Source organism: Caldibacillus sp. 210928-DFI.2.18, from assembly GCF_020554505.1.
In the GTDB taxonomy this organism is placed as follows: domain Bacteria; phylum Bacillota; class Bacilli; order Bacillales; family Caldibacillaceae; genus Caldifermentibacillus; species Caldifermentibacillus hisashii.
Genome location: NZ_JAJCHL010000010.1, coordinates 46,134 through 58,535, shown reverse-complemented (window position 1 = coordinate 58,535; position 12,402 = coordinate 46,134). Strand labels below are relative to the sequence as shown.

General features: G+C 37.8%; 11 protein-coding genes. 8 read left to right on the top strand and 3 right to left on the bottom strand.

From position 1 onward, the window contains the following. Positions 1-633: 633 nt before the first annotated feature. Genes LIZ98_RS04220 through LIZ98_RS04210 form a run of 3 tightly spaced genes read right to left on the bottom strand, consistent with a single transcriptional unit; the run spans position 634 to position 3,440 of the window. Positions 634-2,502 (bottom strand): hypothetical protein, encoded by a 1,869-nt coding sequence (locus LIZ98_RS04220; RefSeq protein ID WP_227139475.1) that lies wholly within the window; start codon positions 2,500-2,502, stop codon positions 634-636. Continuing rightward, entirely contained in the window at positions 2,486-3,010 is a 525-nt protein-coding gene (locus tag LIZ98_RS04215; protein ID WP_161522424.1) for a PulJ/GspJ family protein, read from the bottom strand. The genes LIZ98_RS04220 and LIZ98_RS04215 overlap by 17 nt, the downstream gene beginning before the upstream one ends. Continuing rightward, positions 3,000-3,440 carry a prepilin-type N-terminal cleavage/methylation domain-containing protein gene (locus LIZ98_RS04210; protein ID WP_227139474.1) on the bottom strand — a complete coding sequence of 147 codons (441 nt, stop codon included), beginning with the start codon at positions 3,438-3,440 and terminating at the stop codon, positions 3,000-3,002. The genes LIZ98_RS04215 and LIZ98_RS04210 overlap by 11 nt, the downstream gene beginning before the upstream one ends. Positions 3,441-3,930: 490 nt before the next feature. Between LIZ98_RS04210 and LIZ98_RS04205 the strand changes: the two genes are divergently transcribed. From LIZ98_RS04205 to LIZ98_RS04170, 8 genes are all read left to right on the top strand, one after another. Continuing rightward, positions 3,931-5,292 carry a G5 domain-containing protein gene (locus LIZ98_RS04205; protein WP_227139473.1) on the top strand — a complete coding sequence of 454 codons (1,362 nt, stop codon included), beginning with the start codon at positions 3,931-3,933 and terminating at the stop codon, positions 5,290-5,292. Positions 5,293-5,427: 135 nt separating this feature from the next. Next, positions 5,428-7,083 carry a GspE/PulE family protein gene (locus tag LIZ98_RS04200; RefSeq protein ID WP_108898375.1) on the top strand — a complete coding sequence of 552 codons (1,656 nt, stop codon included), beginning with the start codon at positions 5,428-5,430 and terminating at the stop codon, positions 7,081-7,083. Between the two features lie 10 nt (positions 7,084-7,093). After that, positions 7,094-8,146: a type IV pilus twitching motility protein PilT gene (locus LIZ98_RS04195; protein WP_227139472.1), complete on the top strand. Its 1,053-nt coding sequence runs from the start codon at positions 7,094-7,096 to the stop codon at positions 8,144-8,146. Beyond that, a complete protein-coding gene (locus LIZ98_RS04190) occupies positions 8,133-9,338 on the top strand; it encodes a type II secretion system F family protein (RefSeq protein ID WP_227139471.1) in 1,206 nt (401 codons plus the stop codon). The genes LIZ98_RS04195 and LIZ98_RS04190 overlap by 14 nt, the downstream gene beginning before the upstream one ends. Before the next feature lie 143 nt (positions 9,339-9,481). Next, complete coding sequence (locus LIZ98_RS04185) at positions 9,482-9,916, top strand: type II secretion system protein (RefSeq protein WP_227139470.1); 435 nt, start codon at positions 9,482-9,484, stop codon at positions 9,914-9,916. A 69-nt stretch (positions 9,917-9,985) separates the two neighbouring features. Next, complete coding sequence (pilM, locus tag LIZ98_RS04180) at positions 9,986-10,987, top strand: type IV pilus biogenesis protein PilM (protein WP_227139469.1); 1,002 nt, start codon at positions 9,986-9,988, stop codon at positions 10,985-10,987. Further along, positions 10,984-11,577, top strand: a complete 594-nt coding sequence (locus LIZ98_RS04175) for a PilN domain-containing protein (RefSeq protein WP_227139468.1) — start codon at positions 10,984-10,986, stop codon at positions 11,575-11,577. The genes pilM and LIZ98_RS04175 overlap by 4 nt, the downstream gene beginning before the upstream one ends. Then, positions 11,570-12,376, top strand: coding sequence for a midas domain-containing protein (locus LIZ98_RS04170; RefSeq protein ID WP_227139467.1), 807 nt, complete (start codon positions 11,570-11,572; stop codon positions 12,374-12,376). The genes LIZ98_RS04175 and LIZ98_RS04170 overlap by 8 nt, the downstream gene beginning before the upstream one ends. The last annotated feature ends 26 nt before the right edge of the window (positions 12,377-12,402 follow it).

Sequence of the window (12,402 nt, the reverse complement as noted above, 5' to 3'; positions counted from 1 at the left end):
CCACCCGTTAAACCGTAAGGTTTAGGGCTTGCGACTTTAGTCGTGGGAGTCTCAAAGTAAGTATTGGCGTCGCTTCAGCCCCGGCAGATACCGATAACGCCATCAGCTTAATTCGTTATGCCGACCGAGCCCTCTATCTTGGAGCAAAAAGAGTAGGGAGGAATAGAGTGGCGGAGTATGTGGGGTGAGGTGAAACAAAATTATTCCTATTTTAAAAAATGGGAACGTGTAAATAGTGAAACGATATAGTTGCTATTTATAAAAAGATGAGACTGACAAGCTTTTGTGAAAAGTTATGCAATTAAGTAGTGAGCTATTGGTACATATGGATTAAGTTGTATCTATTGCATAATCTTTTTAGAAAAAATCCATTGCAGCTTGGAAAAAAAAAACAGGAGCTGTAGAGCTGTAGTAGAAGGTAGAGGTATAAAATTTGTGACCATGTAAAAAAACTTATCAAAATTTGCGTCGCTCTTAACTACCGGAACGCTCCTGCTTACATATGAAGTATTCATAAAGATTAGCAAGACGACTTACCTAATATTTTTATTTCATAAACCGGGAATGAATAAATGAAATCCACTAATGTTATGAAAGCATAGTGGATTTTATTATTAATAAAGTAAAATATCCTTATTCTAATTTTCTTTCTGTTATTTGAGGTGGATCGACGCTTATCACCATAGGTTCCCTTGATTTTAAATCGGCATATGTGTTCATAATGTTTGGATCATAAATGATTTGAAGGCGAGATTTTTCTGGTGGCAGATTCAGTTGACTAGCCTGTCCTTCATAATAGTCGTCATCTACTTTTTTTGAACCACTAAATGAAGTTTTACTCGCTTTACCTCGAATGGCATTTAAAACAATTCGTCGAGCAGAAACACCGCCTTCAATTTTAATATTCGACCCGACTCCGAACATCTCCAGTGCTTTTTCCGAATAGAAGAAACCTTTTATATTACTGGGATTGTCTTGGTAGAGACTATTATTCCTTATTTTAATATCTCCCCCCGCAAAAATAATTAAAGAGCCTGTGTTGTTTAACCCATTAATTACTGAGTACTCAATTGTTACATCTCCCTTTACATACATAATCGTATTAAATTGGCCATTAACACCTTCAATCGTCACATTTCCTTCAACAAATATGGGACCATCTAATTTTATTTTTTCAAAATTATTTGGATATTCCCTCTCACTATATTCTGATATGTCAGTATTTCCAATGATTAAATTTCCTCCTATATACGCACCATTTTCAAATTTCGTTTCTTTAAAGTTTGATTTTGAGCCACGAATATATAGACTTCTTTTTGTTGCAAAATTTCCGAAGTAATTGTTACCTGTAAACTCAAAATCTTCATTTGTTGAAGGATTTTTACAATTATTTTTTTCACAATATTGAGGGTAAACCTTTTTGTTTTGATAAGATAAGTCTTGATTAAAAGATTTTTTATAACCACCATCTAAAGTTTGAGCATATATGACACTAGGACCCTCTGGGAAATAAAAAACATTTTTTTGGTTTTCAATCTGAATATCATCCCTTATCGGTTCTCTTTGTGTAATGACCGGTAGTGTCCCGAAAAAAGCTTTTGAAAGGTCACCGGTTGTATTTACGTATTTACTGTCAGTTGTTTTTTCAACATATTTACATTTTGGCCAAAACCAAGGTCCGGTACAAACCCAATATTTATCAGTAGATCCTTGATTAAAATTGGTCGTTTCAATATGTTTGTCGTAATCAGGATTATGATCAAAAGTATATACATTACCTTTCAAAACAATATGAGATGCTTTTTGTCCCTCAACAGGGGAAGCAGTTGGCAATACTGATGGAATCCACTGTTGACCTCCTAAATATGCATAGCCCCTGTCAGTAGTAATTATATTTCCATCAACTTTGAAATCGCCTTTAATCGATACACCTCCATGTAAGAACAAGTTACCTTCCCCTCTAACACAATATTTGCTATTTGTATTACATTTCTTAGAAAGCTCATCTGATTTATATGCACCAACTGTATATTTCAAAGTGTCAAGTGTCGACTGTGCTCCAAATACGACTTTTGTTGTTGTTGATTTTTTCCTTCCGTCAGCTATTCCGGTACTGACGATGGTTGCACGCTTTTTTAGTGGATTATCCTTAACTGAATCGATATTAGTTATTTTCGCCTCATAAGAACCCGTTTCTCCTGTATTTATCGCAACACCAGATTTGTATTTATTAAGAGTAGTTTCTAATATTGACTTAAATTGATCTTGCGTAAGCCCGTTTTCGCCAAGTTCTTTCTTCAAGTCCATGTTAATTTGATTCGTCAAATGGTCAATGCCCATCATTGCCAATTCTTGTGCTTGAATGTTGTGTTCACTTGTTTGATTTCGCTTCGAACCTGTCAACGTTGCTGTTAATAGCGCCATGGCGAGTACAGTAAAAAGGATGAAGACAAACATCGTTAATAGAAGGGAGTAGCCTTTTTCATTATTTGTTAATCGCATTTTGGTTAACCTCCTTTCGATCATCAAGAATGTTAAATATACTTGTCAACTCCAGTTTACGTTTTGTGTCTTTTGTCTGTAGAACAAGTGCAACCATATACTCAGACTCACTTGTTGCTATTATTTTCGATTCATTAGATAACTCTACATTCGAATCTAGTGGTTCTAACTCTTTATTTATTAAAACGACTTTGCCATCTTTAAATCCTAATTGTTTTTCCTCGGTTCCTTTTTTGATTGTAATATAGGATAAATTATTCGTTTCATTGGGGAGTTGTTTTATATCAATGTCACTCACCTTTAAAGTAAAAAACTCATCTATAAAATTAGCCATAATATAATCAGCTTCATCTCTCAATTTTGTTTCTTCCATTGTTCTTTCGTAGGAGCGAATTCCATTAAATAATACAGAATATATAACGATTCCTATAAATGACAAAATGGTAAGCGTCGCTAAAAGTTCGACTAATGTTAACCCGTTATTTGAGCGGATGAATTTATTCTGCATAATTAACATATCCTTCCACTTTCGACGTAATCGGCACTTTTGAATCGAGTAGTTTTGTCTCGACTAATACATGAACAAGGCTTAAATCTTTTTGATCGTTGTCACGGCTTGGTTTAATTCTAACTTCATAGTCCTTATCATTAATGATTTGAGATATTTTTATTGAGCCGTCATCCTCAATTTGAAATCCTTCTGCAGGGGTAATGCCGGTTTCAGTTAACACAAAATAATAAGATGGATTTCCTTTTACACTTTCCAACGTTGCTTTTGCCAAATGAACCGCAACAAGTTTTTCATTGTTTCGATTTGCTGTATTATTTGTAAATAAGAAAATACTTGAGAAAGTTAAAATAATGATTGATAGAATCGTAATTGACACGATGACTTCCACTAAAGTAAATCCTTGTTTATTGGAAAAACGTTTCCCCACAGGGACAACCTCCCCGAAATAATTTTGTTTGTAATTAGTATCAATTTTTACTCGATCGTTTTATAGTGAAATTGTATTAGTATCTGTTATAGTTCTATTTTCCCAAAAAGTGTTGCAGTTTGTTATCAAAAATATTAAACTTAAGTTAAATTCAAATTATATGTTCAAGTTTTTGGCAAATTTACCAATTTATTTATATTAATTATTAGGTTAAAATAATATTAGACAATGATTGTACTATTTATATAATACCTAAATTAGGAAAAATAGACTACTAAAATATGACAATATACTCATAAATTTCAAAAATTCAGGGCAAATTAGTCCTTTTTGCGAATATAACGAATAGAAAAACTAAATTTCTATCTGAATCAACCATATAACATGACATTTGTCTGATATAGGTAAAAAGAACTTTGTGTATCGATGAACTGTTATACATGACATTTGGCATATAAATTTTAAATATTCAGGGTAAGGTGGTTTCGTGATGGGTAGGGTGAAAAGGACAAAGGGACTTTACGTTTTGCTTATTGGTATTTTTATTTTTTCATTTGGTTTTTATGAAGTCGGTTCAAATCATTTTGCTTATGCAGCCACCACATTCCCGAAAGGATCATCCATCGGCGGAATTGATGTGGGAGAAAAAACGGAAGATGAGGCGGTTTCCTTATTATTGTCAGCAATTGAACGTTGGAAAAATGAAGGAGATTTTATCGTCCAGACGGCGAATGATTCCGTAGTCATCCCATATAAAAATATTAAATTTGATGTAAAAGACTCCGTAAAGGAAATGACAAATCAAATTGACAAGCCATGGTACGCCTTTTTTACGAAGTCTGAACCGCAACAATTGCCACTTACTGTGAGTGTTGATGTTACTGATGAACTGCTTGATAAATTTGGAAACTCGATCGATGTTAAAAAAACCGTTCAATTAATAGAAAACACGATTTCTTATCTTGGCCAGCATAAAATAACGGCAGTTTCTTCCAATCAGAACGATGCGGAAGTAGCAATTGCGGAAACTTCTTGGGAAATACCGAGTGATTATCTGTTTATGGATGAACTGCTTGAGGAATTAAACAGGATTTCCATTCCTGCTAATTCATCTTTTTCTTATCTTGAATCGATTGCCGACAAGGTAAGTTACTATAGTGAAGCGGAAGGAAATTTTGTCGTATCTATGCTATATGCCCTTCTTTTACAAACAAATGTAGAATTTGTTGAACGACATTCACAAGGAATCATTCCAAGCTATTCAGAACCGGGGATTGAGGCAAAGGTAAGCAAAAACGAAAAAAAGGATTTTATTGTGTATAGCCCGGGACCGAATGAGATTCGCGTGACAGCAGAACAAACGGGAAATGTGTTGAAAATGGGCTTAAGGTCCAAAAAGCCGGAGAATACATATCGCTACAGTATTGAAAATAGTCTCGATGTTGATTATCGAACAATCAACCGATATAACAAAGATTTGCAACCGGGTCACAGGCAAGTGCTTCAACCGGGTCAGAAAGGGAAACGGGTCGAAGTATATCGAATTACTGTTTCTTCAACCGGAGAAAAGATTGATAAAGAGTTGATCAGCAAAGATTTTTATTTACCAACACCGGAAATTTTGCTTCTCGCACCTGCTGTTGAGGAAACGGGTAATGGTACGGAAACCGGCGAGAACGCAGGGACGGGTGAAGCAAGTACCACTACTGAAGACGGGACAGTCCCGACTGACCAAACACCGAACACAACAATCGGCCCGGGAAATACAATGAATGCTACTGACGGCAATGACGCTAATCCTGCGGCAACAACAGATGATTCAATCTATGAGCAACCGAATGTTGTAAAATAGATGGAAAATTTTAGCCGGCACTGAGTTTGTCCCAAATCTACGTAGCTCGGATTCCTACACGAAAGGGTTGTGGCCTTGATGTGCTTTTTCTCCCAGAATAAAAAATAATCCTTTCAAAAACAGGAGGTGGACCCGTTGGCAAGAAAAAGATTAGGTGATCTACTTGTCGAATCCGGATTGATTTCAGAGGAGCAATTAAACAGTACCCTTAGAAGAAAATCGGCAGACGAAAAATTAGGGGATGCCTTACTTCGGGAAGGATATATTACCGAACAGCAATTGATTGAAGTTTTAGAGTTCCAACTTGGGATTCCTCATATCAATATTTTTCAATATCCGATTGATCCGGATGTAATTCAACTGGTCCCGAAAGAACTGGCCAAAAGACATTATGCGATGCCGATTCGTCGTGACAAAAATAAATTATTAGTGGCGATGGCAGACCCGATGGACTATTTTGCCATTGAAGAACTGCGGATGGCGACCGGTTATCATATTGAACCGGCGATTGCGACAAAAGATGAATTATTTCGGACCATAACAAAATATTACGACCTGCAGGAATCAATGGAAGAAGTCATGGGAGAAATTGCAACAAGTGAAACATTGGATGAAACAAGAGTGGCCGATGATGATTCACCGGTTGTTCGTCTCGTCAACCAAATCATTGACAATGCTCTCGTGCAACGAGCAAGCGATATCCATTTTGACCCGCAGGAAACTGAATTGCGCGTCCGTTATCGGGTTGACGGGATTTTACGAACAGAACGATCTTTGCCAAAACATATGCAAAACGTCATTGTTGCCCGGATTAAAATTATGGCGAATTTAAATATTACGGAAACTCGCTTGCCTCAAGATGGTCGAATTAAAACAACAATCAATTTTAGACCGGTCGATATTCGTGTTTCGAGTTTGCCCACCATTTACGGGGAAAAGATCGTAATGCGGTTACTCGACTTATCCAATACCTTGAATCGGATTGATAAAATCGGATTTTCAGAAACAAATTTGGAAAAATTCACGGATATGCTGAAACGACCGAATGGAATCATTTTAATTACCGGTCCGACCGGTTCGGGAAAATCATCAACTTTATATGCAACATTGAACGAGTTAAATTCCGAAGATGTGAACATTATTACGGTAGAGGATCCGGTTGAATACCAGATGGAAGGTGTCAACCAAATTCAAGTCAGTGAAAATATTGGTCTTACTTTTGCAAATGGTTTGCGGTCGATTTTACGACAAGACCCGGATATTGTGATGATTGGAGAAATTCGAGATACCGAAACGGCAGAAGTTGCTACCCGTGCATCATTGACCGGGCACTTAGTATTAAGCACGCTTCATACAAATAGTTCAATTGAAGCTCTTTCTCGCCTGGTCGATATGGGGATTGAACCGTTTTTAATTTCTTCTTCCATACTGGGGGTCGTCGCACAGCGTCTTGTTCGTCGTGTTTGTCGGGACTGCGGACAAACCGTTCCTGCGACGGAGCGGGAGCAACAAATTTTTTCCGGCCGCGGGTTAACCATCGAAACAGTTCGGCGGGGGCGCGGTTGTCCAAGCTGCAATATGACCGGTTATCGCGGGCGGATAGCGATTCATGAAGTATTGCCGATTGATGAAACAATTCGTCGCTTGATTTTAAAAACAGCGTCAACCACGGAAATTCGTGACTATGTTCGGAAAAAAGGAATGGAGTTTTTAATTGATGACGGGTTGAAGAAAGTAAAAGAAGGAGTAACAACGACGGAAGAAATTTTACGGGTAGCTGTATTGGAATAGGGGGATGACAATGACAACAAACATAAGAGCATTATTGGAAAAAGCGTACGAAGAACAGGCATCAGACCTTCATATCATTGTAAATTCCCCGCCGATTTTGCGCATAGACGGACAATTACGTCCGGCAGGCGGTTACCCGTTATCGCGGGTTGATACCGAAAATATGGCGAGAGACCTTATTCCGGAGTCGCTCTGGGACCATTTTATTGAACAGGGTGAAGTCGACTTTAACTATGAATTGGAAGGAAAGTCCCGGTTTAGGCTTAACGCATATCATCAAAGAAATAGCATTAGTATCGCAATTAGGACGATTCCGGCAACGATTCCGACAATTGCCGATTTAAACTTGCCAAAAACGCTGGAAGATTTAATGGACAAGCCACAAGGATTAGTATTGGTTACCGGTCCGACCGGTTCCGGGAAATCGACAACACTTGCAGCAATGATTAACTATATTAACCATAATTTTGCCAAACACATTATTACATTGGAAGACCCGATTGAATATGTGCATCAACATATCAAATCAATTATTAATCAGCGGGAAGTCGGCACAGATACGAAAAGTTTTGCCAATGGGCTTCGGGCGTCACTGCGGCAAGATCCCGATATCATTCTTGTCGGGGAAATGCGAGATTTGGAGACGATATCGACGGCCATCACTGCTGCAGAAACCGGGCATTTAGTACTCGCAACATTACATACGTCCAGTGCCGCCCAAACGATTGACCGGATTATTGATGTATTTCCGCCTCATCAACAGCGGCAAATTCGACTCCAAGTATCCAATGTGTTACAAGGGATTATTTCCCAGCGTTTGTTTCCGGTTCGCGAAGGTGGCGGTCGGGTGGCTGCAACGGAAATTTTAATAAATACACCATCTGTTGCTAACTTAATTCGTAATGAAAAAATTCATCAAATCCAAAATGTTTTACAAACGAGCCGAGCCCAAGGAATGCATACGCTTGAGATGTCGATTCAAAGTTTAGTAAAGAACGGAACAATCAGTTATGAAATTTCCGCCCCATATTTAAATACAGGTGATACAAATGGCTATTTATAAATATGTCGGCCGGTCAAAAGAAGGAAAATTGAAGCGGGGAACGGTTGATGCAATTAACAAAACCCAAGCGATTAATAAATTGCGGGAACAAGGGATCAGTCCACGGGAATTAACGGAAGCAAAAGGTGTATTAAATAAGGAAATTACCATTGGACATCAAGTGAAACAACAGGATTTCGTCATTTATTGTCGCCAATTTGCTACATTGATTCGGGCGGGCGTTTCCATCGTGGATTCAACCAATATTTTAGCGAAACAAACCGAAAGCAAAGCATTGAAAAAAGTGCTGATGGCCATTGAGGAAGATATTCGTTCCGGGATTCCGTTTTCGGATGCAGCGGGAAAATATCCAAAAATCTTTCCGCAAATTTTTGTTAATATGGTGCGTGCCGGGGAAGCAACCGGTAACTTGGATGAATCCTTGGATCGACTGGCTACTTATTTGGAAAAACAATATGACTTAAAGAAAAAAGTCCAGTCGACCATGGCTTATCCGATTACGTTAATCATTGTCATTATTGCCGTTGTAATCTTTTTAATGGTTACGATTATTCCGAATTTTACGGCTATGTTTTCCCAATTTGACGCAGAGCTGCCTGCAATTACAAAATTTATGCTTGGTGTCAGTAACGTCGTTCAAAAATTATGGTGGCTTGTAATTTTAATCGTACTGGCAATAGGGTTTCTATTTGCTTTTATGATGAGGCAAAATAAAGCTTTTCATTATGGCGTCCATGTTGCCATGTTAAAAGCACCCATTTTTGGGAAACTTTTGCAAAAATCAGCTATTGCACGAATGTCGCGAACGCTCGCATCGTTATTTTCCAGTTCCGTCCCAATCTTACAAGCGTTGACGATTGTTGAAAAAGTCGTGAATGACCCGGTTATTGGAAAAATTGTGTTAGAGGCACGGGACAGTTTGGAAAAAGGGAATAAGCTTTCCGAACCGTTGGAAAAAAGCTGGGTGATTCCTCCATTGGTTACGCAAATGGTGGCCATCGGTGAAGAAACCGGATCACTCGATTTTATGTTGGAGAAAATTGCCGATTTCTATGAAGCGGAAGTCGATCGCTCGGTCGATACATTGAAATCATTAATCGAACCGGTCATGATTGTCCTTTTGGCCGTCGTCGTAGGTACCATTATTCTATCCATCATGGTCCCGATGTTTACGATTTATCAGCAAATTTAATAAGTTAGCAGTTTTTCATTGTTTTTAACACCTTTGTTTGTTGTGTAAAAATAATATTCCTTTTAGGGGGTGATGGCCAAGGGAATGGGATATGAAGGGCAAGAAATAAGATCAAAAATGAAAAAAAATAGGAGGATAATAAAATGCAAAAACGTATGAAGTTATTAAAAAACCAAAAAGGGATGACGTTGGTTGAATTATTAGCTGTGTTAGTAATTTTGGGGATTATTGCCGCGATTGCAATACCGATGATTGGGAATGCTATTTCAGAATCAAAACAAAAAGGAGAACTTAATGATGCATTAAATATTATTGCTGCAGCTAAATTGGCTGATGCAAATGGTGATAAGGCAGGTAGTGATGATTCATATACCAAGGAAGAATTAGTTGAAGGCGGTTATTTAGATGATAGTGCATCAACTTCTTTTACAAGTGTGGATAAAAAAGATAAACAATGGATATTAAAAGGTTATAAATTTAATAAGGCTACAAAAATTGCAAAAACCGGTGGCGGTTACTCAGAAGCAAATATAAAAAAAGCATTAAAAGGCGAGGTACCTACTCCTACTACACCATAAAAAAAATAATAGAGCGGTAACTTTTAATAGCAATTAAAAATTTTTTTATGAATACAAGGAGGTCCACCCATGCTCAATTTATTTTCAACCAAAAAATCAATCAATCTCGTTATCGATGATTATGCCATTCGGATGGTAGATTATCCGGGCGGTGGTTTGACAAAAGTGAAAGACATGAAGGAAAAAGCCATTCCCGATGGACTGCTTGAGCATGGGCGGATTCTTGATGAAATGGAGTTTTACGCATTTTTAAAGGATGTCGTCCAAGATTGGGGGATCAAGCACCGCAATGTCCGCTTTTATGTCCCGGATTCTCTTATGATTATGAAAAAGGTTGAATTTCCGGCTCAATTGAATGATGAAGATGTCAAAGGTCATTTTTATATGGAACTCGGGCGGACCTTGTATTTGCCGTTTGATAATCCAATCTTTGACGTGTATCCTTTACCTCAGGCAGATCCTTCCAACAGTCAGAGGGAAGGTTTGCTTTTTGCCGTACCGGAAGAGGAACTAAACAAATATACAGCGATATTTGAAGATGCCGGCTTGAAACCGGTCGTCGCCGATATCCGTTCCATCGGGGTTTACCGCTATTATCGTTCCTTGCAAAACCATTTTGACGAAGAGACGGCGATTCTCTTTTTTGAACTAAATTTGAACTCGATTATGATTAGTATTTTTTCAGAGAATCGTCCGGAGTTTTTAAGATTTTTAGACTTGGAAATTTCGTTAAAAGATTGGCGATGTGATGTTCAGGAAGATGGTTCATTAACATGGATTTTTGATGGAGATGAAGAAGTCTTTTACGGTTTGTTAGATGACCAAATGATTGAGCTAGAAAGAATGATGAATTTTTATCGTTACTCGTTACATAAAGGGGAAAAATCCGTTTCAAAAATAATCTTACTTGGTGACTTTCCGCGACTTGATATTATTGTGAAAAAAATTGCTGCCAGTGTCCCGATTCCGGTAGAAATTCTGGAGGCATATCTTTCACCGGCAAAAACAGATAAAGTGGACAGGGTATTCATCCCTGCGCTGGGACTTGCATTAAAGGGGGAAGTGAAGTGATTCCAGAAATTAATTTATTACCGGAAAAAGACCGGGTGAATCAGCGATCTACGTTTATCGTGCTCGCCATTTCAATGATATGGGTTTTCCTCCTTATCTTTATGGTTATCCAATATTTCCAAATAAAAGGGGATATTGCTGTTTTCCAATCAAGAGAGGAAATGTTGACAGCTCAAAAGGCGGGACTAGAAAAGCAAACGGAAGATGCAACAAATGAAGTGGGCTACCCGGAAGCTGTAGCTTATGTTGAAAAATACACTGTTCCGACTTCAAACGTCATTAAAGAGTTAATTCATTTATTGCCAGACGACAAAAGCTACCTTAGTAACTATTCCTATGATGGCAATAATGTGACAATCCAAACACAATTTGAATCATTGGATATGGTAGCCAGTTACGTGTCAAAGTTAAATGGATCAAAATTTTTTACCGATGTGAAAGTAGACAGTATTTCTACTTTTTCTTTGGAAGAGTCAGAAGATAATACGGAAGCGGTAAATTTTAAAGAAATGCCGAGATATGACGTAAACATGAGCATTGTTATTAATCTGTCGTCCCTTTTGCCGGCCGGGGGTGAAGCTGATGAGTGATTTTTTTCAAGAAAAACGGAAAATCGTCCTTTTTATTGGTATTATTTTATTTCTACTTTTAGGGTTACTGTATTTTTATTTGATTATGCCGTTAAAAGATGACGCAAATGCAGCCGAACAAAATGTGAAGCAACTGGAAACAGAGGTAAAGGCCTTGGAAAATCGGTTAAACCAAAATGAAACTGATCAGCCGGAAAATACAGCAAAACTGGAAAAAAAGATGCCGTTATCCCGTCAATTAGATGAACTGATCTTGTCACTGCAAGAAATAGAAATGGTAAGCGGCAGTCAAATTGCCTCGATTAACTTTAATAATTATGATGGCGGATTAACGGAAGCGGATGGTACAAATGAAAATAATGAATCTACAGAGGGTACGGACGAAGCGACTGCGGATGATACAAATAATAATGATGAATTAACAGATAGTACAGACGATCTGACAATGAATGAAACAGATGAAAATCAGTCGGATGAACAAGCGACAGAGGATAATGAAAACAGTGAGGATAATGAATCCGATACGAATGATGAAAGTGAACAAGCGACGGATGAAACAGTAACTAATTTACCAACAAATGTAAAATTAATTACGATAAATCTATCCGTAGCATCACCTGATTTTGAGCATTTTCAACTATTTTTACAGGAATTGGAAAAACTGGAACGGATTACTCGTGTCGATACGCTGACTTTTACAAAACCGGCTGAACGAGAGCTTTTATATGAAAAAGATGGTAATCAAGCTGTCACGGCAGATGTGCAAATCACTACTTTTTATTATAATGGTGTTAAATAATCGAAATGATCTTTGAAGAGGAATTT

What these genes read in the sequence shown, in the direction of transcription:
- LIZ98_RS04220 (WP_227139475.1), bottom strand. Translation starts at nt 2,502, where the DNA reads ATGCGATTAACAAATAATGAAAAAGGCTACTCCCTTCTATTAACGATG.
- LIZ98_RS04215 (WP_161522424.1), bottom strand. Translation starts at nt 3,010, where the DNA reads ATGCAGAATAAATTCATCCGCTCAAATAACGGGTTAACATTAGTCGAA.
- LIZ98_RS04205 (WP_227139473.1), top strand. Translation starts at nt 3,931, where the DNA reads ATGGGTAGGGTGAAAAGGACAAAGGGACTTTACGTTTTGCTTATTGGT.
- LIZ98_RS04195 (WP_227139472.1), top strand. Translation starts at nt 7,094, where the DNA reads ATGACAACAAACATAAGAGCATTATTGGAAAAAGCGTACGAAGAACAG.
- LIZ98_RS04190 (WP_227139471.1), top strand. Translation starts at nt 8,133, where the DNA reads ATGGCTATTTATAAATATGTCGGCCGGTCAAAAGAAGGAAAATTGAAG.
- LIZ98_RS04185 (WP_227139470.1), top strand. Translation starts at nt 9,482, where the DNA reads ATGCAAAAACGTATGAAGTTATTAAAAAACCAAAAAGGGATGACGTTG.
- pilM (WP_227139469.1), top strand. Translation starts at nt 9,986, where the DNA reads ATGCTCAATTTATTTTCAACCAAAAAATCAATCAATCTCGTTATCGAT.
- LIZ98_RS04170 (WP_227139467.1), top strand. Translation starts at nt 11,570, where the DNA reads ATGAGTGATTTTTTTCAAGAAAAACGGAAAATCGTCCTTTTTATTGGT.